The organism is Streptomyces sp. NPDC002640, from assembly GCF_053592575.1.
On record NZ_JBSFVZ010000002.1, the window covers coordinates 59,866 to 83,347 of the forward strand.

Genomic DNA, 23,482 nt, shown 5'->3' on the forward strand with positions numbered 1-23,482 from the left:
GCGGGGCGCGGACGCGCAGGAACCGCACGAACGACGGAACCCCCGGGCGTCGGCCCGGGGGTTCCGGTGCGTCCCGGCCCGCGCCTCACACGGAGGCGTTCCGGTACTTGCGCACCGACAGCGTCCGGAAGATCACGATGATCGCCACCGAGTAGATCAGCGACGCCCACACCGGGTGCTGCATCGGCCAGGCGGTGGAGGTGGACTGCCCGGGGTTGGCGAACAGCACCCGGCACGCCTGCACGATGGCGCTGAACGGGTTCCACTCGGCGATGTGCCGCAGCCACGGCGTCATGTTGGCCGGGTCGACGAACGCGTTGGAGATGAAGGTCACCGGGAACAGCCAGATCAGCCCGCCGTTGGTGGCGGCCTCGGGGCTGCGCACCGAGAGGCCGATCAGCGCGCCGATCCAGGTGAACGCGTAGCCGCACAGCAGCAGCAGCCCGAACCCGGCGGCCACCCGGAACGGGTCGGTGTCGCCGTTGGTGCCCACCCGCCAGCCCAGCAGCAGGGCGACGGCCGCCAGGATCAGCACGGTCAGCGCCGTCTGCACCAGGTCGGCCAGGGTCCGTCCGGTGAGCACCGCCCCGCGCGCCATCGGCAGGGCGCGGAACCGGTCGATCAGTCCCTTGTGCATGTCCTCCGCGATGCCGGCGCCGGCGCCGGCGGTGGCGAAGGTGACGGTCTGGGCGAAGATGCCGGCCATCAGGAAGTTCCGGTAGTCCGCGGCACTGGTCGACCCGCCGACCATCAGCGACCCGCCGAAGACGTAGGTGAACAGCACCACGAACATCACCGGCTGGATCAGCCCGAACAGCACGATCTCGGGGATCCGGGTCATGCGGATGAGGTTGCGCTGCGCCACGATCAGCGAGTCGCGCAACGACTGCCGCACCTTCCCCCCGCGGCCTTCCACGGGACGGCGCTCCCGGGTCCCGGCGGCGACACTCATGCGGAGCCCTCCTCCTCGGCCGCGGCGGACTCGGCCATGTGGCCGGTGAGCGAGAGGAACACGTCGTCCAGCGTCGGACGCCGCAGCCCCACGTCGTCGAGTTCGATCCCGCGCTCGTCCAGTTCCCGGATCACCGACGCCAGCAGCCGCGGGCCGCCGCTCACCGGCACGGTCAGCTTGCGGGTGTGCTCCTCCACGGAGACCTCGCCCACCCCGAACCGGGTGAGCACGGCCGCGGCGTCCGGCATCAGCTCCCGGGCCCGGACGATCACCTCCACCCGCTCCCCGCCGGTACGGGCCTTCAGCTCGTCCGACGTGCCGCGGGCGATGACCCTGCCGTGGTCGACCACCGCGATGTCGTGGGCGAGGTGGTCGGCCTCCTCCAGGTACTGGGTGGTCAGCAGCAGGGTCGTGCCGCCGGAGACCAGGTCCTTGATCACGTCCCAGAGCTGAAGCCGGTTGCGGGGGTCCAGGCCGGTGGTCGGCTCGTCCATGAACATCACCGGCGGCCGCACCACCAGCGCGGCGGCCAGGTCCAGGCGGCGGCGCATGCCGCCGGAGTAGTTCTTGGTGATGCGGTCCGCGGCGTCGGTGAGGTGGAACTGCTCCAGCAGCTCGGCCGCGCGGGTCTTCGCCTCGCGGCGGCCCCGCTGGTACAGCCGCCCCACCATCACCAGGTTCTCCCGCCCGGTGAGGTACTCGTCCACGGCGGCGAACTGGCCGGACAGCCCGATGTTGTGCCGCACGGCGTCGGGATCCTTCAGCACGTCGATCCCGGCCACGACGGCGTGGCCCGCGTCCGGCCGCAGCAGCGTGGTCAGGCACCGCACCGCCGTGGTCTTCCCCGCGCCGTTGGGGCCGAGCAGCCCCAGCACGGTCCCCTCCGGGACGTCCAGGTCGACGCCGTCCAGCGCCCGCACGTCCCCGAAGGTCTTGACCAGCCCTTCAGCCCGAATGGCCCCCGGCATTTCGCCTCCGGCCCGCATCGACAACGATCCGACTCCGAGCCTAGGTTTCCCGCGCCGGTTCCGCCCGTCGGGAGCCGCCCGCGCCGGCGGCCTCCCGTGCCGGTGTCCGTCGCGACCGCCGCGTCGTGCGGGGCGGCGCGGTGTCCACGTCCGACCCGTTACGCTCGGTGCGCATGAGCGACACCCACTTCAGCGAGCACTTCGAGACGCTGGCGATCCACGCGGGCAACACCGCCGATCCCCTGACCGGCGCCGTCGTCCCGCCCATCTACCAGGTCTCCACGTACAAGCAGGACGGCGTCGGCGGGCTCCGCGGCGGCTACGAGTACAGCCGCAGCGCCAACCCCACCCGTACCGCCCTGGAGGAGAACCTCGCCGCCCTCGAGGGCGGCCGCCGAGGTCTCGCGTTCGCCTCCGGCCTGGCCGCCGAGGACTGCCTGCTGCGCACGCTGCTCGCGCCGGGCGACCACGTGGTCATCCCCAACGACGCCTACGGCGGCACCTTCCGCCTGTTCGCCAAGGTCGTCTCGCGCTGGGGCGTGGAGTGGTCCGTCGCGGACAGCGGCGACCCGGACGCCCTGCGCGCCGCGATGACCCCGAAGACCAAGGCGGTGTGGGTCGAGACCCCCTCCAACCCGCTCCTCGGCATCACCGACATCGCCGCCGCCGCGCAGATCGCCCACGAGGGCGGCGCCCGCCTGGTGGTCGACAACACCTTCGCCACGCCGTACCTCCAGCAGCCGCTGGCCCTCGGCGCGGACGTGGTGGTGCACTCGCTCACCAAGTACATGGGCGGCCACTCCGACGTGGTCGGCGGCGCCCTGATCACCGGTGACCAGGCCCTCGGCGAGGAGCTGGTCTTCCACCAGAACGCGATGGGCGCGGTGGCCGGGCCGTTCGACTCCTGGCTGGTGCTGCGCGGCACCAAGACGCTGGCCGTGCGGATGGACCGCCACTCGGAGAACGCCGCCAAGGTGGTCGACATGCTCAGCCGTCACCCCAAGGTGACGAAGGTGCTGTACCCGGGTCTGCCGGAGCACCCGGGCCACGAGGTCGCCGCCAAGCAGATGCGGGCCTTCGGCGGCATGGTGTCCTTCCAGGTCGCCGGCGGCGAGGAGGCCGCGGTGGCGGTCTGCGACCGTGCGAAGGTCTTCACGCTCGGCGAGTCCCTCGGCGGCGTGGAGTCGCTGATCGAGCACCCGGGCCGGATGACCCACGCCTCCGCCGCGGGCTCCGCGCTGGAGGTCCCCGCGGACCTGGTCCGCCTCTCCGTCGGCATCGAGAACGCCGACGACCTCGTCGAGGACCTCCGCCAGGCCCTCGGCTAGCCCCTGCTCCGCCCGGCCGGGCGGCCCCCCGCGCACGGTGGGGCCGCCCGGCCCAGGGGCCGGGGCCAGGCCAGGGGCTGAGGTTGGGGTCGGGGTTGGGGTTGGGCCAAGGGGCGGGAGGCCGGTACCAGGCCAGGACCAAGGGACCCTGGGGCCAAGGGGCAAGAGGCCGGTACCAGGCCAGGGCCAAGGGACCCTGGGGCCAAGGGGCAAGAGGCCGGTACCAGGCCAGGGGCGGGAGGCCGGGGGCCAAGTGGGCCGGGGAACCAAGTGGGCCGGGGAACCAGGTGGGCCGGGGCCGGGTGGGCCGTGCGGTGGGGGCGGTTATCCCCAGAGACCCGTCGCGGCGGCCACCGCGGCGCCGGCCCCGGTGAGGAAGGCCGCCGCGACCAGCGCCCTCCGCCACGCCCTCGCGCGCCGCAGCCGCAGGCCGGCCTCGACCGCCGCGTCCGCGAGCCCCGCCGGAACCACCGGGACCGGGAGGGCGCCCAGCACGCGCCGGGCCTCCGCCTCGCACTGCGGCCCGGCCCCGGCCGCGAACCGTCGCGCCGCCCCCGCGGTCAGGGCCTCCACCCGGCCCGTGCCGCAGCCCAGCAGCATCGCCGTGCGCTCGGTGTCGATCCCCTCGTGCAGCCGCAGCACCAGCGCCGCCCGGGCGAGCGGCCGCAGCGCGCCCAGCGGACCGCCAATGCCCGCGTCCTTCGCGGCGCCCAGGACGCGCCGCAGCCGCAGCGCCCGCAGGAACCCCCGCACCAGCTCGGCCCGCGCGCGGTCGTAGGGGTCGTCGCCCTCGCCGGAGACCCGCGCCCACACGGTGTACGTCCGGGCCAGCGCCTCCGTCAGCAGCCGCCGGGCCACCGGCCGGTTCCGCGGGCTCTCGCCGGTGAGCAGCGTGGCCGTGAGCAGCAGCCGGCCACCGGCCGCCCCGGCGAACACCCGGAACTCCCGCTCCCCCGCACCGGCATCGCGAGCCGCCACCGGTCCGCCCCCTCCCCCTCGGCCCCGCCCCTTCCACGTCCTGACGGGCCCTGCAGCTCGTACAGGTCTCGCGGCTCTTGCTCGTCGTACAGGTCGCGCAGCTCGTGCGGGTCGCTCGGGCGCGGGTCGCGCGGGGGCCGTCCGGGTGCGGTGCCGGTCAGTCGTCCGCCGGGTCCTCCGCCGGACGGCCCCCCGCCTGCACGGACATCCGCTCCGACAACGCGTGGTTCATCCGCGTCAGCAACGAGCAGAACGCGTCGCGTTCCTCCCGCGACCAGTCCTCGGTCAGCTCGGCCATCAGCTGGCGGCGGGACGACCGGACCTCCTCCAGCCTGCCGCGCCCGCGGGCCGACAGGTCGAGGACCACCGCGCGGCCGTCCTCCGGGTGCGAGGTCCGCCGGACCAGACCGGACTCGACCAGCGGCGCCACCTGGCGGGTGACCGTGGACGAGTCGATGCCCATACCGGCGGCCAGCGCCTTGACGCCCATCGGGCCTTCCTGGTCGAGCCGGTTGAGGAGCAGGTACGCCGCGCGGTCCATCGAGAAACGCAGCCGTCCGACTGCGCCCAGCCGGGTCTGCTCGGCGCGGCGCGCGAACAGTGCCATCTGGTACTGGAGCGACTCGAGGAGTCCGTCGTCGGTGGTCGTCACGTCCATCGACTCCGTCGACTTGTCGGGTGCAGTGGGCATGGCCGGAAGCTCACTTCGATCTGGGCCGGTAGTGGTGGACAGGCTACGCGGACTCGCACCCGTCCGTAACGAGCCTGTGGAAAACCCGTTCGCCCTCCTGGGGCCCTGTGGACAGGCCGCGAACGCGGCCCGCCCGGTTTTCCACAGGGCGGGTGAGCCGCCTCCGCTCCTGCGAGACTGAGGCCATGAACCACCGCACCACCGCGGCCGCGCATCCCGTCACGCTCGACGACGTGCGCGGCGCCCAGAAGATGCTCTCCGGGATCGCGCGGGTCACCGGACTCGAGGGCAGCAGACACCTCTCCCGGCTGGTGGGCGCGCCGGTGCACCTGAAGTGCGAGAACCTGCAGCGCACCGGTTCGTTCAAGCTGCGCGGCGCCTACATCCGGATCGCCGGTCTGCTCCCGGAGGAGCGGGCGGCCGGCGTGGTGGCCGCCAGCGCGGGCAACCACGCGCAGGGCGTCGCCCTGGCCGCCTCGCTGCTCGGTGTGCGGGCGACGGTCTTCATGCCGAAGGGCGCGCCCCTGCCGAAGATCAGCGCCACCCGCGAGTACGGGGCGGAGGTCATACTCCACGGCGAGGTGGTCGACGAGACGATGGCCGCGGCGACGGCGTACGCGGAGGAGACCGGCGCGGTCTTCATCCACCCCTTCGACCACCCCGACGTGATCACCGGCCAGGGCACGGTCGGGCTGGAGATCCTGGAGCAGTGCCCCGAGGTCCGGACGATCGTGGTCGGCGTCGGCGGCGGCGGGCTGGCCGCCGGGGTGGCGGTGGCGGTGAAGGCGCTCCGGCCGGACGTCCGGATCGTCGGGGTCCAGGCGGAGGGGGCCGCCGCCTATCCGCCCTCGCTGGCCGCGGGCCGTCCGGTGGCGGTGCCCCGGCCGGTGACGATGGCCGACGGCATCAAGGTGGGCCGCCCCGGCGAGGTGCCGTTCGCCCTCGTCAGCGAGCTGGTCGACGAGGTGCGGACGGTCGGCGAGGACGACCTGTCGGCGGCGCTGCTGCTCTGCCTGGAGCGGGCCAAGCTGGTGGTGGAGCCGGCCGGGGCCAGCCCGGTCGCCGCGCTCCTCGCCGACCCGCAGGGGTTCCGGGGCCCGGTGGTGGCGGTGCTCTCCGGGGGCAACGTCGACCCGGTGCTGCTCCAGGGCGTGCTGCGGCACGGCATGGCGGTCCAGGGCCGGTACTTCGCGGTCCGCGTCCGCCTCACCGACCGCCCGGGTTCGCTGGCCACGCTGCTGTCCGTGCTCTCGGAGATGGACGCCAACGTCCTGGACGTCAGCCACCGCAGGACGGCCCCGAGGCTGGGCCCCGCCGAGGCGGAGGTGGAGGTCCACCTGGAGACCAAGGGACCGGAGCACTGCGCGGAGGTGAGCCGGGCGCTGCGCGCGGCCGGGTACACGACGACGGACTGACCGGCACCGCCGACCGTCCCGGCACCCCCGACCGGCACCAGCGCCGCCGACCGGCACCAGCACCCCCGACCGGCAGCGCGCCGCCGACCAGCACCAGCGCCGCCGACCGGCACCGGTCGCACCGGCCGGCCTCACCGAGACCGGCACCGGCACCGGTACCGCCGCGCCCGGAGCGCAGGTGGGGCCCCACGTTGGCCCTTCCCCCACCCCGTCTGGTTCGCTGGTGGCATGGAGATTATCTGGGTGCTCTTCGCCGTCGCCTTCCTCGGCTTCGTCGTGGCGTCGATCTACCGCCGCAGGAACGCCGGGGGCGGCATAGCGCTGGCCCGTCCCGGCGACCCCGACGCGGCGGACCCGGCGGCCTACGGCTTCCTCCGCCAGGAGGACCTGGACATCAGGCTGCCGGGCCCCGACCAGGACCTGGTCGACGTGCTGGACCTGGTGCAGCGCACCCAGGACTACCGGGCGGCGGCGCAGCTGCTGGCCGGCACCGAGAAGGAAGGGGAGCGGCGCTGGCAGCGCGTGCAGGCATTCGCGGGCGCCGCCTCGCTGGAGCTGCTGCGCAAGCCGGCCGGCGACCCGTCGCAGACCCCCGGCGGCCAGTGGCTGCGGGTGTGGCGCAGCGAGCAGCCGAAGGACGCGGCCGGCGCGGCGGTGCACGCGGAGTTCCTGGTGCAGCAGGCCTGGCGCACCGCGACGCCCGGCAGCGACGAGTTCCGCATCATCATGGAGGAGGCCAAGGAGGCGTGCGCGCGGGCCGCGCTGCTCGCCCCGGGCGACCCGGTGCCGTACATCACCGAGCTGTCGGTGGCCCGCGGTCTCGGCTACTCGCGGGAGGAGTTCGAGCAGCTCTGGCTGAAGCTGCTGGACCGGGCCCCGCACCACATGGGCGCCCACCTCGCCGCGCTGCACTACTGGTGCGAGAAGTGGTACGGCTCCCGTGAGCTCGCCTACTCCTTCGCCGAGGCGGCCGCCGCCCGGGCGCCCCAGGGTTCCCTGCTCTCCGCGCTCCCGCTGTTCGCCGTCTTCGAGCACCTGCAGGACCTGACGCTGGTGGCGAACCTGTACGAGAGCGAGGTCGTCACCAAGGCGATGCACGGCGCGCTGTACGCCGCGAGCCAGGCCCGGCCCGACGACGCGGTGCTGCCGCACGTGCGGCACCTGCTGATCTGGTTCCTGGTCAACGGCTCGCGCTGGTCCGAGGCGATGGGGCAGCTGGTCCACGTCGACGGGCACGTCGGCGCGCTGCCCTGGACCCTCAGCCAGGACCCCGCCGCCGAGTACGCGGTCTACCGCGCGCTCGCGGTGGCCGGCTTCGAGGCCAACGGCGGCACCCCGGCCTCCCTCCTGCGCTGACCCGCCGTCACCGGATGCGCCGTCGTCGGCGCCGACCGCTCACCTCCGCGCCGGCGGCCGCCACCGGCACAGGCACAGGCACCGCCACCGCCACCGGCCGCCGCCACCGGCGGCCGGCACCCGCGCCGCCCTGACCGCCCGTAACCAGCGCTTCTCCACCGGGCACGGCCCTCGCGCCCGGCACCCTCCGCCGCCCCGAACACCTTTGCGGTTCGGGGCGGCGGTGCGTCATAATCCGCTTCCCCCCACCTCGGCCCCGGCCGCGCCTTGTCATGCCCTTTTCCGTGATGTGTAGGGAAGCTCCATGAGTTCCACGCTGCGGGCCGTCCGGGCCCTGATCCTGCTCGCGGGATTCCAACTGCTCAGTCTGGTGCTGCTCGCTCTGCTGGTGGCCGTCGACTGGGCCGCCGTGCATGCCCCGAGCGGCGTCACCGGCAAGGTGTGGCTGGTGTCGGTGGTGCTCGCGATCCCGGTGATCCGCGGCATGTTCATGCTGCGCCTGCCGAAGATCGAGGAGCCGCCGGGCGTGCCCCTCACCGAGGAGGCCGAGCCGCGCCTGTGGGCCGTGGTCCGTGACCTGGCCGACGCCGCCGGCACCCGCGCCCCGGACACCATCGTCCTCACCGCCGACGTCAACGCCTCCGTGATGGAGCGCCCCCGCCTCGGCGGCCTGCTCCCCGGCCGCCGCAGCCTGCACATCGGCCTGCCGCTGCTCACCGGTCTGAGCGAGGCCCAGTTCCGCTCGGTCCTCGCCCACGAGTACGGCCACTACAGCGGCGGCGACACCCGCCTGGGGCCGGTCGTGGTCCGCGGCCGCCTGCAGATCGAGCGCACCATCGCCCACTTCCAGGAGAAGGCCGACAAGAAGGTCGCCAAGGAGCGCGCCGCGCAGGAGAAGAAGTCCGCCCGCCGGGTCGCCAAGGGCAAGAAGGCCAAGGAGGTCGACACCACCGGCGTCGGGGTCACCTACCGGGCCATGGCCCGCCTCTACACCTGGTACGGCAGGTTCTTCCTGCGCGCCTCCCGGTCGACCGCCCGCGCCCAGGAGTTCGCCGCCGACCGCAACGCCGCCCGCCTAACCGGGCGGGACGCCACCGCCTCGGCCCTCCGCGAGGTCCCGGTCCTCTCCTCCGCCTACGACTTCTACCTCGAGTCGTACGCCACCCTGGGGCTCGACGCCCGCACCATGCCGCCGCACGGCGCCTTCTTCGGCGGTTTCGGCGACCTGCTGAGCGCCCGCGAGCTCCAGCTCGCCGAGATGCGGCTCCAGCTCCCCGAGCAGGAGCTCTCCCCCTACGACTCCCACCCGCCGATCGCCGAGCGGGTCCGCGCCGTCGAGGCGCTGGGCGACGACGGCCGGGCGGACGACGGCCGCGGCTCCGCCCTCGACCTGCTCGCCGACCCGCAGGCCGCGGCCGCCGCGCTGGAGCCGGCCGTCCTCGCCGAGGAACTCCTCGGCTTCCGCCGTGCCGCGTCCTGGAGCGAGCTGCTGGACACCGGCATGACCGCCCGCCTCGGCGAGCTGGACACCCCGCTGCACCGGGCCGTCGCCCTGCACACCAGGTCCGCCCCGACCCTGCCCGCCCTGCTCCAGGTGATCGACGACGGCCACCTCTGGCAGCTCGCCCGCCGCCTGCCCCTCTCCGAGGAGGCCTCCACCGCGCAGGGCCGCGCCTTCCGCGAGTTCGTGCGGCCGGCCCTCGAAGGGCTGCTGCGCACCTGGGCGATCTCCGAGCTGAGCAAGCACGGCCTGCTGGGCTGGGAGTTCTCCTGGTCCGAGGCGGCCACCGTGATCCTCCCCGGCGGTGACCCCGAGGCCGCGGGCGAGTCCCTGGACGCCGCGGTCACCGCCGCGCTCGCCGACCGCCCCGACACCGCGCCGCTGCGCGCCCTGCTCCCCCCGACGCCCGCCGAGACGGGCACCGGCACCGACATCGAAAGCGTGTGATGACCGTACTGCTCTGGATCCTGGGGATCCTCGCCCTGCCGCTGGTCGCCTTCGGCGTCTGGTGGGTGGCCGTCTTCGTCAAGGCGTTCGTCAAGGCCGACCCCGAGGCGGAGGAGGAGGCGGAGAAGAAGGAGGAGGCCGTCCGTGTGCTGGGGCTGCTGCCCGCCTCCGCCCAGAACACCTCCATGGCCCGACCGGTGCCCGCCGAGTGGGCGGCCGCCCAGGCCGCCGCGCGGCAGGGCGAGTGGCAGCCGGCCGCGGCGCTGCTGCGGAGCATCGGCGAGGACTGGGACCTGCGCTCCGGCTTCGTCGGCGTGATCGGCGACGTCGCGGTCGACGACGACACCTGGCTCCTCGCCTGGGAGAACGCCCGCCCGGACGACCCCGACGCCGCGGTGGTCCGCGCCTGGAGCACCGTCGGGCTCGCGGGGAAGGTGCGCGGCGCCAAGCGGGCGCAGCACACCAGCCAGGAGCAGTTCGCCGGCTTCCACCGCACCCTCGCCCGGGCCCGCGAGGAGATCGCCCGGGCCGTCGAGCTCAACCCGGCCGATCCCACCCCGTTCGTCAGCGAGATCTCGGTGGCCCTCGGCCTGGGCTACCCGAACTCCGAGATGAACAAGCTGTGGGAGCAGATCGTCCTGCGCGCCCCGCACCACTACGACGCCCACTACTGGGCGCTCCAGTACTGGTGCGCCAAGTGGCGGGGGTCGAAGGAGCTGGCCATGGACTTCGCCGAGCGGGCGGCCCGTTCGGCCCCGCTGGGCAGCCTGCTCACCGTCCTGCCGCTGGTCGCCCACTTCGAGCACGACGACTCCGACAGCGCCGACGTCGACCGCACCCCCCGGATGATCGCCCGGGTCGACGCCGCCCTCGCCGACGCGGCGGCCGCGGACCCGGCCCACCCCCGGCTGCCCGCGGTCCGGCACGTCCTCGCCTACTTCCTGGCCCTCCAGGACCGCCACGAGGCCGCGATCGAGCAGTTCACGATGGTGGACGGCCACATCGGCGCCCTCCCGTGGTCCTACAAGGGCGACCCGGCGCACTACTACTGCCACCTCCGGGACATCTCCGCGGCGGCGGTCGTCGCGGCGAGGAGCGGGACCGCGGCCTGACACCGCGGCACCGGTGCGGGGCGGCCGCCGGAGGAATCCGGCGGCCGCCCCGCGCGTTGTACGAGCGACGCCCGCGGAACCTTCCGCCACGCGATCACGATCTGGAGGAACGCCATGCTGTTCGGCCGTACCACGCCCGTGATGGTCACCGCGGACCAGGCCCTGCCCGGCCGCCCCGCGCCGGTCCTCACGCCGCAGGCCGCCGGTGCCCACACCGTCCTCGGCACACCGCTGCTGGACCACCCCGAGGGCATGGCGACGGCCGACTTCGCCCTCGGCTGCTTCTGGGGCGCGGAGCGGAAGTTCTGGCAGCTCCCGGCCGGCGTGTGGACGACGCTGGTCGGCTACCAGGGCGGCTTCACCGAGAACCCCACGTACGAAGAGGTCTGTTCCGGCCTCACCGGCCACACCGAGACCGTCCGCGTCGTGTACGACCCGGACGTCCTCTCCTACGAGGAGCTGCTGAAGACCTTCTGGGAGGCCCACGACCCCACGCAGGGGTACCGCCAGGGCAACGACGTCGGCACCCAGTACCGCTCCGCGATCTTCACCCACACCCCCGAGCAGGCCGCGGCGGCCGAGGCGTCCCGCGCCGCCTACCAGGAGGTGCTCACCGGGGCGGGCTACGGCACCGTCACCACGGAGATCGCGCCCGCCGCCGCCCACCCCTTCTACCCGGCCGAGCTCTACCACCAGCAGTACCTGTCCGACGCCAAGAACCCGGGCGGCTACTGCGGTATCGGCGGCACCGGCCTGTCCTGCCCGGTCGGCGTGGTCCCGGCTCCCGACGCCGGCTGACGCGACGCCCGCACCGCCCGTCCGTCTCACTCGTCCGAGCGGTGCGGGCGGGGCGCCGCGCGCCCGCTCTACTCCCGCGTCGAGTGGTCGGTGACCTCGCAGTCGACCAGCCGCTCCGCCTCGACGCGGCCGGGGCCCTCGTAGTCGGCGCTCACCGCCGACTTCAGGTGGCCCACCGTGTTCATCGGGATGACGTGGTCGACGGCCTTTCCGACAACCCTGCCGTCTTCCGCGAACTCGACCGTGACGGTGTACGTCGCGTGCTCGCCCGACCGGTTGTCGACGATCACCGTGCCCCGTAGGCCGATCTCGTCGACGACGCAGTCCGTGACGAAGACCTCCTGGTCGTGGTCGGTCCTCTCCCCAGTGGGCGTGCTGGTGGCCGAGGAGCCGGAGCCACTGCCTCCGGTCGCGTTCGCGTCGTAGTCGTAGTCGTAGTCGGTGTCGGTGTCGGTGTCGGTGTCGTGGTCGGTGTCGTCCGATCCGCTGCCGTGGCTGCTGCTTCCGCCGCTGCCGCCGTCGCACCCACCGCCTCTCGATCCCCGGGCCCCGGTGAGCGCGAGGACCACGACGGCGAGGACGGCGACGGCACGGACATGTCGGCTTTTCATACGGATTCCCCCCGTAATACATGGCAGGCGCGCGACACCCTATCGGGCGCGGGGGCCGCGTACGGCCGGAACTCAGTACCCCCGCTCGACCGGGACCCTCAGCGGCACGGGCTCACCGGCCGCGATCGCCCGCCAGCACGCCAGGAGGTCCGTGACGACGTCCTCGTCGGTGGTGGGCCCGGAGGTGTGGGAGGTCAGGACGGTGCGCGGCAGGGACCAGGCGGGGTCCTCGGGCTCCGCCGGTTCGTCGGCGAGGACGTCCAGGACGGCCGAGCGGAGGCGGCCGGCGGTCAGCGCGGATGCCAGCGCCGCCCGGTCGACGGTGGCACCGCGGCCGACGTTGACGAAGGTCGCGCCGCGCACGGCGGCCAGGCGGCGCGGCCCGAAGAAGTCGCGGGTGGCGGAGGTGAGGGGCAGCACGTCGATCACCCAGCGGGCCTCGGGGAGGAGCGCGTCCGCCTCCGGCACGGCGGCGCGGCCCGCCTCGACCACCCGGATGCCCGCCCCGCGCAGGTACCGCGCGACGCACGAGCCGATGCGTCCCGCCCCGTAGACCAGGGCGAGCTGCCCGGCCGCCAGCTCCGTCTCCCGCCGGGACCAGTCACGGCGGCCGTGCGCGTCGAGGAAGTCGGGCACACGCTGGCACTCGGCGAGGATCCACCCCAGCACGTACTGGGCGATCCGCTCCCCCATCCGCCCGACGGTGCGGGTCAGCAGCACCTCGGCGGGCCAGTCGCCGTCCCGCAGCAGGGCGTCGACACCGGCGTTGACGCTGTGGAACCAGACCAGCCGCTCCCCGGCCGCGCGGGACGGGCGGCGCGCTCCGACCCGTACGACGGGGCGCCCCGCGGACCCGTCGGGGCCGTACCGGACGGGACGCCCGAGTGCCCGGGCGAGGTCCTGCCGCAGGCCGTCCGGGAGCTGCTCGTCGGCCACCACGACCGCCTCGTCGAGTTCCGCCGGTGTCGGTGCCCGCATGGTTCCTCCCGCTGAATCCCGGCGTCCGCTCGCCATACGACCGCCAGCCGCCTGTCACTTTGAGGTACCGGCGCGTTACCTACCGCTCCCTAACGTCGTGAGCATGACCAGGGAAACGCGTAGCCGAAGCCTCAGGCCCACGACCGTACTGGTGATCAGCCTCGTGCTCACCGCCGGGGCGTCCGCTCCGTCGGCGGTGGCCGCCGACGTGACCCTGCGGCAGGGTTCCCCAGCCGCCGCCATCCCCGCACCCGGTGCCACGGTGGTCAGTCAGACCTTCGGCGGCACCTCCCTCCCGTCCGGGTGGAAGGCGGTCAGCGGCACCTGGAAGGTGCAGAACGGCCGCCTGGTCGGCACCGGCGGCAGCCGCGCCCGGATCACCTTCGGCACCCCGCTCACCGACTACCGCTTCGAGGCGACCGCGCGGTTCGTGAAGGTGGACAACACCTCCCGCTGGTTCGCCCTCGGCCTGGACCTGCCGTCGAGCGGGGCCACGCCCTGGTGGATCGCCACCCTGCGCTCCGGTTCCACCGCCGCCAACGGCGTGGAGTTCGCGCAGCGCACCCCGTCGGACACCTGGAACGTCACCGACACCGCCGCGGCCGTGAGCGCGGCCGGCACCGGCAAGGACGTGCGGGTGCGGGTCGACGTCCGCGGCATGAAGGCGACCTGGTACCTAGACGGGCGGAAGGTGCTGACCACCGACCGGCTACGACGGTCGGCGAACGGCCGTCAGGCGCTGCTGGTGGACGGCGCGACGGTCTCCTTCGACAACGTGAAGGTCACCTCGCTGCCGTCGGCCAACCCCTTCCTGCGCGGCGCGGGCGAGCCCGCCCTGGCGGTGGCCCACCGCGGGGCGTCCGCCTCCGCGCCGGAGAACACGCTGGCCGCGCAGGAGCTGGCGCGGCGCGCGGGCGCCGACTGGATCGAGACGGACGGTCAGATCAGCAAGGACGGCGTCCCCTACGTCATGCACGACAGCACCGTCGACCGCACCACCGACGGCACCGGGGACCTCACCACCCTGACGTCCCGGCAGCTCGACGCGCTGGACGCCGGCTCCTGGTTCTCCGCGCGGTACGCCGGGGAGCGGGTGCCGACCCTGCGCGCGCAGGGCGCCGACATCAAGGCGCGCGGCGGCCGGCTGCTGCTGGAGATCAAGCGGGCGGCCACCAAGGACCAGGTCGCGCGGATGCTCGGCGTCCTCCGGGAGGCCGGAATCCTCACTCCCGACCGGGTCTTCGTGCAGAGCTTCAGCAAGCAGCACCTCATCTGGGCGCGCGAGCTGGCCCCCGAACTCCCCCGCGGCTACCTGACGTCCACCCTGGACGCCGACCCGGTGGCGGTCGCCCGCGAACTGGGCCTGACCGCGTACAACCCGAAGGCCACGGCGCTCACCGCCCGGCCGTCGGTGGTCGGCGACCTGCACCGGTCGGGCGTGGCCACGATGGCGTGGACGGTGGACACCACCGCGCAGTGGAAGACGCTGGACTCGCTCGGCGTCGACGCCATCATCACCAACCGCCCGGCGGAACTGGTCGCCTGGCAGGACGCGCAGGGCTGAGCGGCGCGCGAAGGGCCCCGGCGTGCGGACACGCCGGGGCCCTTCGTCCCGTCATGGGCGGGTGCGGCCGTCCGTCAGATGGTCGCGGTGTCGATCACGAACCGGTAGCGCACGTCGGAGGCGATGACGCGCTCGTACGCCTCGTTGATCCGGTCGGCGGAGATCACCTCGATCTCCGCGCCCAGCCCGTGCTCGGCGCAGAAGTCCAGCATCTCCTGCGTCTCGGCGATGCCGCCGATCATGGAGCCGGCCAGGTTCTTGTTGCCGCCGATGAGGGCGAAGAGCTGGAGCGAGATCGGGTTCTCGGGGGCGCCGACGTTGACCAGGGTGCCGCCGGTCTTCAGCAGGCCCAGGTAGGCGTTGAAGTCGACGTTGGCGGAGACCGTGGAGACGATCAGGTCGAAGGAGCCGCGCAGCTCCTCGAAGGTGCGCGGGTCGGCGGTCGCGTAGTAGTGGTCGGCGCCCAGCTTGAGGCCGTCCTCCTTCTTGCGCAGCGACTGCGACAGGACCGTCACCTCGGCCCCCATGGCGTGGGCGATCTTGACGGCCATGTGGCCGAGGCCGCCCAGGCCGACCACGGCGACCTTCTTGCCGGGGCCCGCGCCCCAGTTCTTCAGCGGCGAGTACGTGGTGATGCCGGCGCACAGCAGCGGGGCGGCGACGTCCAGGGAGAGGCCGTCGGGTATGCGGACGGTGTAGTTCTCGTCCACCACGATGTGGGTGGAGTACCCGCCCTGGGTGATCTCGCCGTCACGGCCCACGGAGCCGTAGGTGCCGACGTTGCCCTTCAGGCAGTGCTGCTCCACTCCGGCCTGGCAGTTCTCGCACTCGCGGCAGGAGTCGACCATGCAGCCGACGCCCACGCGGTCGCCGACCTTGAACCTGGTGACACCGGCACCGACCTCGGTGACCACGCCGGCGATCTCGTGACCGGGGGTCAGGGGGAAGTGGGTCTGGCCCCACTCCTCGCGGACGGTGTGGATGTCGGAGTGGCAGATGCCGGCGTACTTGATGTCGATCAGGACGTCGTGCTCACCGACCTCCCGGCGCTCGACGGTGGTGCGCTCCAGCGGAGCCTTGGCGGCGGGGGCGGCGTAAGCGGCGACAGAAGTCATGCCGGGGGTTGCTCCGGTTTCCTCGGGAATCGTGCGTTGCGGCCGGACAGGCAGGCATGGCGCGCCGCCGGCCCGACTCCGGTTCAACACCGGACCACCCCCGTCTATGCCCGTCCCGCCCCGCCAAACCTCCCCGGCGGGACTCGCCGCGCCCGCCCGCCCGCACCGCCGCCCCGCGCGCGACGGGGCGGGCGGGGCGGGCGGGGCGGGGTGCGGCGGCTCCGCGCCCGGGGGCGGCGCGGAGCCGCCGGGTCGGGCCGGCGGGGGGTTCCTACGCGGCGCGTCGTTCCGTGACGGTCAGGCGGCCGTTGCGGAGGGTCACCCGGCGCGGGGCCTGCGCGGCGAGGTGCGAGTCGTGGGTGACCATCACGAAGGTCAGCCCGTCCTCCTTCCACCGGGTCTCCAGCACGTCCATGATCTCGTCCCGCGTGGACTCGTCCAGGTTGCCCGTGGGCTCGTCGGCCAGCAGCACCTTCGGCTGCTTGACCAGTGCCCGGGCGATGGCGACCCGCTGCTGCTGGCCGCCGGACAGCTCGCCGGGCACGTGCGCCCGCCGCTCCGCCAGCCCCACCGAGGCGAGCGCCTCCGCGGCCCGCTCCCGCCGCTCCGCCGGCTTCACGCCCAGCGGGACCAGGGCGGTCTCGACGTTCTCCTGCGCGGTGAGGGTGGGGATGAGGTTGAAGCTCTGGAAGACGAAGCCGATCTTCTCGCTGCGGATCCGGGTGAGGCGCGCCTCGGACAGCCGGGCGAGGTCCACTCCGTCGAGCAGGACGCTGCCGGAGGTGGGCCGGTCGAGGCCGCCCAGCATCTGGAGGAGGGTCGACTTACCGCCTCCGGTGGGGCCCTGGACGACCAGGCGGTCGCCGTCGGCGATGGTGAGGTCGACTCCGGCCAGTGCGTCGACGACGTCCTTGCCCCGGGTGTGACGGCGGGAGACGCCGGTGAGTTCGTACATGGTGTGGTTGCTCCTGCTGAGAGGGGAGGGCGGGCCGGTCAGGCCACGCGGGCGAGGGCGTCGGCGGGGCGGAGTCGGGAGGCGCGCCACCCTCCGAAGGCTCCGGCCACCAGACCGCCCGCCACGGCCAGGCCGACGGCCAGGGCGATCGCGGAGAGGCTGACCGGCGCGGTGAGGGCGACGTCCAGGGTCCGGGCCGCCGTCTCGCGCATCCCGCCCGCGCCGCCGCCGGGACCGCCCATGCCGCCGCCCATGCCACCGCCGCCCGCGCCCGGCCCTCCGGCGCCCGCGGTGCCGCCGAGCTCTGCCGAGAGGGACGGCCCGAACGCGGTGATCGCCCACGCCGCGGCCACGCCGAGCGCGATGCCCAGGACGCCGCCGAACAGGCCGGTCACCACGGCCTCGCCGACCACCTGCCCGGTGACCCGGCGCGAGCGCCAGCCGAGCGCCTTGAGGGTGCCGAACTCACGGACCCGGCGGGCGACGGCGGAGGAGGTGAGCAGCCCGGCCACCAGGAACGCCGCCGCCAGGACGACCACGGACAGCCACCGGCCGACCGTGACGGCCACGCCGGAGGCGGTGGACAGGGAGCCGGAGACGGTGTCCGCGAGGTCCTCGGAGGTGGTCACGGTGGCGTCCGGAACGGCCTTCAGCACCGCCGACTTCACCGTGCCCAACTGCTGTGCGTCGTCGGCCCGTACGTAGACGGTGGTGATCTCGCCCTTGGCGTCGGCGAGGGTCTGCGCCGGGCTGAGCGGCAGGTAGACGTCGGCGGAGGCGTCGCCGCTGGTCGCCGTCGCGAGGCCCACGATCTCGAACTCGGTGCCACTCACCGTCAGCGTGTCACCGGTCTCCAGCTCCTGCTCCTTGGCGTAGGCGCTGTCCACCACGGCCACCTTCGCCGAGGCGTCGGCCTTCTCGAAGCCGCGGCCGTCGGTGATCTCGGAGGAGGTCAGCGGGCCCAGCGCGGGCCGGGTGACGTCGGTGCCGAAGACGCTGAAGCCGTCGATGGAGAAGTCGGCACCGCCGCCCTCCACCTGGCCGCCGGGCGCCGTGCCCGGCCGGCCGCCACCGCCGCCCTGCTGGAACCGACCGGGAGTGAACTCGCCGTCCACCGACACCACGTCGAGGCTCAGCCCACCGACGGCCGTGGCCACGCCGTCCGCCGCGGCCACCTCGGTGACGGTGCCGGCGTCGAGCGTCTGGAAGCCCTGGACCATCACCCGGTCGCTGCTCTGCCGCTCGCTCTCCCCGGCGCCCTCGCCGTCCCCGCTGTTCTCGCCGTCCTCGCCGCCGCGGGCGTCGAACCGGAAGCGGGGCCGGCCGGCGTCCTCCTCGCCCTCGGCGGGCGGCTCCGGTGCCTTGGTGACGGTCATGTCGGTGCCGAGTCCGTAGAGCGACTCCAGGACCCGCGCCTGAGCGCGTCCCATGCCGGTGGAGACGGCGTCGACGACGACGACCAGGGCGATGCCCAGCGCCAGGCCCGAGGCGACGACCAGCGCCGCCCTTCTGCGGCGGCGCAACTCGCGGCGCAAGTAGGTGAGGAACATGCCGCGCACGCTAGGGCGGCGCGCTGGCAGACCCCGGTGCGTTGTGTGAGAGAAACGGGAGTGCGGGAGGAACGGGAGTGTGGGAGGAACGGGAGAGGCGCCCGTGCTCCGCGGGTGCGGGTCACGGGCGCCTCGTCGGGCCGCCGCGGGGCGTCAGCGGGTCAGGCGGCGGAGCCGGCCACCCACTGGTCCCACGCCATGTTCCAGCCGTTGTAGCCGTTGTCCGGGGCGACGGTCTTGTCGCCGGTGTTCTGGACCACCACGACGTCGCCGATCATCGAGTTCTCGTAGAACCAGGAGCCCGGCGTGTTCGGGTCGTTGGCGCCCTTGGCGTCCTCCAGGCCCACGCAGCCGTGGCTGGTGTTGACCTGGCCGAAGACGCCCTTGCCCCAGTAGTTGCCGTGGATGAAGGTGCCGGAGGTGGTCAGACGCATGGCGTGCGGCACGTCCTTGATGTCGTACTCGCCCTTGCCGTCGTCGTCGGTGAAGCCGACGGTCGCGCCGTTCATCCGGGTCTCCTTGAACTTCTCGGAGATCACCATCTGGCCCTCGTAGGTCTTGGTCTCGGGGGCGCCGGCGGAGATGGGGATGGTGCGGACGGTCTTGCCGTTGCGCGTGACCGTCATCTGCTTGGTCTTGGCGTCGACGACGGAGACCTGGTTGCGGCCGATGGTGAAGCTGACGCTCTTCTGCTGGACGCCGTAGACACCGGGGGCGCCCTCGACACCGTCGAGCGCGAGCTTCATGGTGACCGTGGACCCCTCCTTCCAGTACTCCTGGGGGCGGCAGTCCATGCGCACGGTGCTGAACCAGTGGCAGACGACCTCCTGGCCGCTGCTCACCGAGACGTCGATGCCCTCCTGGACCGCCTTCTTGTCGGCGATCTCCTTGTCGAACTTGATCGACACGGGCATCCCGACGCCGACGGTGGAACCGTCCTCCGGGGTGAAGTTACCTATGAAGCTGTTGCTGGGCGAGACCGTGGTGAAGGTCGCGTTCTCGTGGGAGGCGCGGCCCTCGGAGTCCTCGGCGGTGACCGAGACCTGGTAGCTGGTGGCCCGCTCGAGCTGGACGGACGGCTTCCAGCTGGTCCGGTCGGCGGACATCTCGCCCTCGACCTTCTGGCCGTCCTTGGTCTGCACCTCGACCTCGGTCAGCTTGCCCTTCTTCACCGAGACGTGACCGGCGTTGTTGATGGACGCGTTGTCCGTGCCGTTCTTCGGTGTGATGGAGATCTCGGCGACCGAGGTCTTCTCGGCGGCCGCCTCGTCGACCTTCTCCTGGGCGTCGGGGCGGGTGGGTTCCTCGTCACCGCCGCTGCACCCCGACAGGACCATCACGCCGCCCAGAAGTGCGGACGCGACCGCAAGCCCCCTGCGCCGCCGCCGCTCACCGACCGTCTTCACACGCTTCTCCATCATCACTGGTCACCCGACCCCTTGGGGGAGGCCCTGCTTCCCGACCCGGTGGGGAGACTCCCCGTCAGCACTCTCAACGCCGAGACCGGGTGTTCCGGTTCCAGGTCGTGACGAATTGTGCAACGCGCCACGCCATGGACCGCCGCGGGATCCCCTGCCCGGGCGAGGCCGAGCGGGGCCGCGGCGGACCGGAGCCCATCGTTCCGCAGGGATCGCCTTCCCCGCCAGAGGTCAGGCGATGCCGGTGCGTACCGGTTCGTCCTCGTCCTCGTCCTCGGCGAAGTCGTCGTCCCCCTCCCCCGCATCATCGCCGTACGGGTCCGCTTCGAGCGAATCCGTCCCACCGCCGACGTGCTCCGCACTCCAGGAGGTCTGGGTCAGTTCGATCCCCGGCAGCGCGCTGACCAGGTCGAAGGGGTCCACGAGATAGGCCAGGGCCTCCGCCGTGTCATGCGTCACCACGGCCTCCACGCGCTCCCGTTCGCCGTCCGGCAGGGAGCGGTCCCCGGCGACGCAGGCCCGGGCGGTCCGGCGCAGCGGCTCGGGGTCGGCGACCTCCACGACCAGCCGGACATCGAGACGGACATAACGGTTGTTCTGGGGTGAATTCATGACAGGGAGCGTAAGGCGGGGAGGGCCGCCGGGTTTCCCGCGACCCGCGCCTTTCACTAGCATCGGCTCACACGGTCAATTCGCCAGCGCCACAAGGGGATCGATATCCGTGTCCACCACGCGCCGCTCTCTGCTGACCGCCGCCGCCGCGGGCGCCCTGCTGGGAGCCCTCTCCTTCGTCCCGTCCGCCAACGCGTCCGTGACCCCGGAGCGGCCCGAGTCCCGGTCGGCCGACGTCCTCACCGCCGAGGGCGCCCCCGCGCACGACGTCCCGCGTGCCTCCGGCGCCTTCGAGGCGTCGGGCATGCGGGCGATGTCCGGCGCGGCCTCCGGCATCTCGGGCTCCGCCTCCGACACCTCGGGCTCCGCCTCCGGGACCTCCGACGACCCCGACCCCGCTCCGGTGACGGTCCCGGCCCGCACCGGCGACGTCGAGCTCGCCGACACCGGCGCCTTCGACACCACGCCGTACGTCCTGGGCGGCACCGCCTTCCTCGGCATCGGCGCGGGCTTCGTCGCGTACTCGGTGCGACGGGAGCGGCTGGGGCTGTAGGCGGACGGCGGACACCGCGGACGCCGGGCCCGCGGCGGGAACCGTGACCGTAATGTCGTTGACCCGGGCATGACGGAGAGCGCATAGTCCGGCACATGATCATTTCTTCGCGGGTGCGCCTCAGCGCCCTCACGCTCGCCGGCGCGCTGTCCGTGGCCCTGGTCACGGGGTGCAGCAGCGGCTCCGACGAGAAGTCGGACACGGCCGCCAAGCCGTCCGGCGCCTCCTCCTCGGCCGCCGAGGCCCCCGCGGCCGAGGCGCTCTCCGAGGAGGAGCTCACCAAGCTGATCGTCGCGTCCGGCGAGGTCGAGGGCTACAAGGTCGCCGAGCCCGGCAAGGGCGACATCTTCTCCGGCTCCTGGGACGACGTGAAGGTCGAGGGCGGTGACGGCTGCAAGCCGATCGTCCAGGCGCTCAGCGGCTCCCCGGTGGGCGGGTCGAAGGCGGACGTGTCCCGCCAGGTCACCCAGGAGAAGGCTCCGGGTGCCGCGAAGGACGGCGAGATGCCCTCCTTCGAGGACGCCCTGCGGATGGACGTCACGATGGTGACGCTGGCCACCTACGAGGGCGACGGCGCCCAGCAGGCCGTGAAGAGCGTGGCGGACGCCGTCGGGAAGTGCTCCGGCGGCTTCACGTTCACCGTGCCCGGCGAGGAGGCCGCCTCCTACAGCAAGGTCGCGACCGACAAGGGCGTCGCCGCCGACGGCTCCGACGAGACCGTCGCCTTCGGCCTGACCGGCGAGCCGTTCGAGGAGGGTGCCAAGCCGTCCACCGTGCACGGCCAGGTGGTCCGCCACGGCAACAACGTGGTGACGTACCTGACCGTCAACCTCGGCAACATGGCCGACGGCAAGCCGTACCAGGTCTCCGCCCCGGTCGTCACGGCCCAGTCGAAGAAGCTCGGCTGACGCCGCCGTCCCGTGCCGCCGCCCCGGCGGCACGGGACGCGGATTCCCCGCGCACCGCCCGGCCGCCTTTCCGCGACCGGGCGGTGCGCCGTTCTACCGCAGCGGCCCGGTGACCGCCTCCGCCGCGCGGAGCGCGCCGCCGGAGCGGACGAACGCGTCCGCCGCCTCGAGGTCGGGGGCGAGGTGGCGGTCGGGTCCCGGGCCCTCGACGCCGGCGGCGCGGGCGGCCTGGACGACGGCCCAGGTGGCCGGGGCGGGGGCCAGGCCGGTCGCCGTGCGGCGCAGCTCGAGGGCGCGGGAGGCGGCGACCAGTTCGACGGCGACGACCCGCGCGAGGTCGTCCACGACGTGCCGCAGCTTGCGTGCCGCGGACCGGCCCATGGAGACGTGGTCCTCCTGCATCGCCGAGGAGGGGATGGAGTCCACCGAGGCCGGGACCGCCAGCCGCTTCATCTCGCCGACCAGCGCCGCCTGGGTGTACTGGGCGATCATCAGCCCCGAGTCCACCCCGGGGTCGTCGGCGAGGAACGCGGGCAGGCCGTGCGAGCGGGTCCGGTCCAGCAGCCGGTCGGTGCGGCGCTCGGCGATGGAGGCCAGGTCGGCCGCGGCGACGGCGAGGAAGTCGAGGACGTAGGCGACCGGCGCGCCGTGGAAGTTGCCGTTGGACTCCACCCGGCCGTCCGCCGGCACCACCGGGTTGTCGACGGCGGCCGCCAGCCCCCGCCCCGCGACCAGCTCGGCGTGGGCGAGGGTGTCCCGGCCGGCGCCCACCACCTGCGGCGCGCACCGCACCGAGTAGGCGTCCTGCACCCGCGGCTCGTCGCCCTGGTGCCGGCCGGTCATCTCGGAGCCGCGCAGCACGGCCAGCATGTTGGCCGCGGAGTCCGCCTGCCCCGGGTGCGGGCGGACGGCCTGGAGTTCGGGCGCCAGCACCCGCTCGCTGCCCAGCAGCGCCTCCAGCGTCATCGCCGCGGTGACGTCCGCGGAGGCGTACGCAGGCGCAGGTCGGCCAGGGCCATCAGCAGCATGCCGAGCATGCCGTCGGTGCCGTTGAGGAGCGCCAGGCCCTCCTTCTCCCTGAGCTCCACCGGGCGCAGCCCGTGCTCCGCCAGCAGTTCGTCGACCGGGCGGAGGACGCCGTCGGGGCCCTCGGCCTCGCCCTCGCCCATCAGGGCCGGCGCGCAGTGCGACAGCGGCGCGAGGTCGCCGGAGCAGCCGAGCGAGCCGAACTCGCGCACCACGGGCGTGATGCCGGCGTTCAGCGGGTCCGCCATGGCCCGCGCGACCTCGGGGCGGACGCCGGTGCGGCCGGAGCAGACCGTCTTCAGCCGCAGGAACATCAGCGCGCGCACCACCTCGCGCTCCACCCGCGGGCCCATCCCGGCGGCGTGCGAGCGCACGATGTTCCGCTGCAGCCGGGTGCGCGGCTCCGGGCCGATGTGGCGGGTGGCCAGCGCCCCGAAGCCGGTGCTGACGCCGTACACCGGGTCCGGCTTGGCGGCGAGGGCGTCGACGACCTCGCGGGCGGCGGCGAGCGCGCGCACCGCCTCGCCGGAGAGCTCGACCCGCGCGCCGTCCCGCGCCACGGCGAGCACCTGTTCCGGCGTGAGACCGCCGGGACCCACCACCACGGTCTCCGCCGCCCCGGTGGGCGACCCGTGCGACCCGTGCG

20 protein-coding genes and 1 pseudogene are annotated in these 23,482 nt (G+C 73.8%); 9 read left to right on the plus strand and 12 right to left on the minus strand.

Annotated features, from left to right (window positions below; genetic code table 11):
• Window positions 1-85: 85 nt before the first annotated feature.
• Together ACWD3O_RS02920 and ACWD3O_RS02925 are read right to left on the minus strand one after the other, a co-directional pair.
• A complete protein-coding gene (locus tag ACWD3O_RS02920) occupies window positions 86-952 on the minus strand; it encodes an ABC transporter permease (protein ID WP_451414675.1) in 867 nt (288 codons plus the stop codon).
• On the minus strand, window positions 949-1,920 hold the full coding sequence (locus ACWD3O_RS02925; protein ID WP_451410786.1) for an ATP-binding cassette domain-containing protein: 972 nt from the start codon (window positions 1,918-1,920) through the stop codon (window positions 949-951). Before ACWD3O_RS02925 ends, ACWD3O_RS02920 begins: the two co-directional genes overlap by 4 nt.
• A 173-nt stretch (window positions 1,921-2,093) precedes the next feature.
• Between ACWD3O_RS02925 and ACWD3O_RS02930 the strand changes: the two genes are divergently transcribed.
• Window positions 2,094-3,248 (plus strand): cystathionine gamma-synthase, encoded by a 1,155-nt coding sequence (locus ACWD3O_RS02930; RefSeq protein WP_356129132.1) that lies wholly within the window; start codon window positions 2,094-2,096, stop codon window positions 3,246-3,248.
• A 324-nt stretch (window positions 3,249-3,572) separates the two neighbouring features.
• Here the strand turns inward: ACWD3O_RS02930 and ACWD3O_RS02935 are convergent, their stop codons facing one another.
• Together ACWD3O_RS02935 and ACWD3O_RS02940 are read right to left on the minus strand one after the other, a co-directional pair.
• Window positions 3,573-4,226, minus strand: a complete 654-nt coding sequence (locus ACWD3O_RS02935) for a hypothetical protein (RefSeq protein ID WP_451414676.1) — start codon at window positions 4,224-4,226, stop codon at window positions 3,573-3,575.
• Window positions 4,227-4,383: 157 nt separating this feature from the next.
• Window positions 4,384-4,917, minus strand: coding sequence for a MarR family winged helix-turn-helix transcriptional regulator (locus ACWD3O_RS02940; RefSeq protein ID WP_451410788.1), 534 nt, complete (start codon window positions 4,915-4,917; stop codon window positions 4,384-4,386).
• A gap of 185 nt (window positions 4,918-5,102) precedes the next feature.
• Here ACWD3O_RS02940 and ilvA point away from each other — a divergent pair, with 185 nt between their 5' ends.
• The 5 genes from ilvA to msrA all read left to right on the plus strand — a co-directional run bounded on the left by ilvA (window position 5,103) and on the right by msrA (window position 11,546).
• Window positions 5,103-6,332: a threonine ammonia-lyase gene (gene ilvA / locus ACWD3O_RS02945; RefSeq protein ID WP_451410789.1), complete on the plus strand. Its 1,230-nt coding sequence runs from the start codon at window positions 5,103-5,105 to the stop codon at window positions 6,330-6,332.
• A 228-nt stretch (window positions 6,333-6,560) separates the two neighbouring features.
• Complete coding sequence (locus tag ACWD3O_RS02950) at window positions 6,561-7,688, plus strand: hypothetical protein (RefSeq protein ID WP_451414677.1); 1,128 nt, start codon at window positions 6,561-6,563, stop codon at window positions 7,686-7,688.
• A gap of 304 nt (window positions 7,689-7,992) precedes the next feature.
• Complete coding sequence (locus ACWD3O_RS02955; protein ID WP_451414678.1) at window positions 7,993-9,636, plus strand: M48 family metalloprotease; 1,644 nt, start codon at window positions 7,993-7,995, stop codon at window positions 9,634-9,636.
• Complete coding sequence (locus tag ACWD3O_RS02960; RefSeq protein WP_451414679.1) at window positions 9,636-10,748, plus strand: hypothetical protein; 1,113 nt, start codon at window positions 9,636-9,638, stop codon at window positions 10,746-10,748. The genes ACWD3O_RS02955 and ACWD3O_RS02960 overlap by 1 nt, the downstream gene beginning before the upstream one ends.
• 114 nt (window positions 10,749-10,862) lie before the next feature.
• The gene (msrA, locus tag ACWD3O_RS02965; protein ID WP_451414680.1) at window positions 10,863-11,546 is read left to right on the plus strand and encodes a peptide-methionine (S)-S-oxide reductase MsrA; all 684 of its coding nucleotides are present in this window, start codon (window positions 10,863-10,865) and stop codon (window positions 11,544-11,546) included.
• Between the two features lie 68 nt (window positions 11,547-11,614).
• Here the strand turns inward: msrA and ACWD3O_RS02970 are convergent, their stop codons facing one another.
• Together ACWD3O_RS02970 and ACWD3O_RS02975 are read right to left on the minus strand one after the other, a co-directional pair.
• Window positions 11,615-12,157, minus strand: a complete 543-nt coding sequence (locus ACWD3O_RS02970; RefSeq protein ID WP_451414681.1) for a hypothetical protein — start codon at window positions 12,155-12,157, stop codon at window positions 11,615-11,617.
• A gap of 72 nt (window positions 12,158-12,229) precedes the next feature.
• Complete coding sequence (locus ACWD3O_RS02975) at window positions 12,230-13,135, minus strand: NAD(P)-dependent oxidoreductase (RefSeq protein ID WP_451414682.1); 906 nt, start codon at window positions 13,133-13,135, stop codon at window positions 12,230-12,232.
• Window positions 13,136-13,238: 103 nt separating this feature from the next.
• Between ACWD3O_RS02975 and ACWD3O_RS02980 the strand changes: the two genes are divergently transcribed.
• Window positions 13,239-14,699, plus strand: a complete 1,461-nt coding sequence (locus ACWD3O_RS02980) for a glycerophosphodiester phosphodiesterase family protein (protein WP_451410796.1) — start codon at window positions 13,239-13,241, stop codon at window positions 14,697-14,699.
• A gap of 74 nt (window positions 14,700-14,773) precedes the next feature.
• On the opposite strand, the gene ACWD3O_RS02985 is transcribed toward ACWD3O_RS02980, so the two are convergent.
• The 5 genes from ACWD3O_RS02985 to ACWD3O_RS03005 form a co-directional block, all read right to left on the minus strand.
• Window positions 14,774-15,814 carry an NAD(P)-dependent alcohol dehydrogenase gene (locus ACWD3O_RS02985; protein ID WP_451410797.1) on the minus strand — a complete coding sequence of 347 codons (1,041 nt, stop codon included), beginning with the start codon at window positions 15,812-15,814 and terminating at the stop codon, window positions 14,774-14,776.
• Window positions 15,815-16,085: 271 nt separating this feature from the next.
• The gene (locus ACWD3O_RS02990) at window positions 16,086-16,769 is read right to left on the minus strand and encodes an ABC transporter ATP-binding protein (protein WP_451410798.1); all 684 of its coding nucleotides are present in this window, start codon (window positions 16,767-16,769) and stop codon (window positions 16,086-16,088) included.
• Window positions 16,770-16,807: 38 nt separating this feature from the next.
• Complete coding sequence (locus ACWD3O_RS02995; protein ID WP_451414683.1) at window positions 16,808-18,319, minus strand: ABC transporter permease; 1,512 nt, start codon at window positions 18,317-18,319, stop codon at window positions 16,808-16,810.
• Between the two features lie 161 nt (window positions 18,320-18,480).
• Window positions 18,481-19,737 carry a L,D-transpeptidase gene (locus ACWD3O_RS03000; RefSeq protein WP_451410877.1) on the minus strand — a complete coding sequence of 419 codons (1,257 nt, stop codon included), beginning with the start codon at window positions 19,735-19,737 and terminating at the stop codon, window positions 18,481-18,483.
• A 231-nt stretch (window positions 19,738-19,968) separates the two neighbouring features.
• Complete coding sequence (locus tag ACWD3O_RS03005; RefSeq protein WP_451410800.1) at window positions 19,969-20,349, minus strand: hypothetical protein; 381 nt, start codon at window positions 20,347-20,349, stop codon at window positions 19,969-19,971.
• Window positions 20,350-20,458: 109 nt separating this feature from the next.
• Between ACWD3O_RS03005 and ACWD3O_RS03010 the strand changes: the two genes are divergently transcribed.
• Together ACWD3O_RS03010 and ACWD3O_RS03015 are read left to right on the plus strand one after the other, a co-directional pair.
• Window positions 20,459-20,902: a cell wall protein gene (locus tag ACWD3O_RS03010; RefSeq protein ID WP_451414684.1), complete on the plus strand. Its 444-nt coding sequence runs from the start codon at window positions 20,459-20,461 to the stop codon at window positions 20,900-20,902.
• 95 nt (window positions 20,903-20,997) lie between these two features.
• Window positions 20,998-21,810 carry a hypothetical protein gene (locus ACWD3O_RS03015; protein ID WP_451410802.1) on the plus strand — a complete coding sequence of 271 codons (813 nt, stop codon included), beginning with the start codon at window positions 20,998-21,000 and terminating at the stop codon, window positions 21,808-21,810.
• Window positions 21,811-21,903: 93 nt separating this feature from the next.
• Here ACWD3O_RS03015 and hutH read toward each other — a convergent pair.
• Window positions 21,904-23,441: pseudogene (gene hutH / locus ACWD3O_RS03020) on the minus strand (histidine ammonia-lyase).
• Window positions 23,442-23,482: the final 41 nt, after the last annotated feature.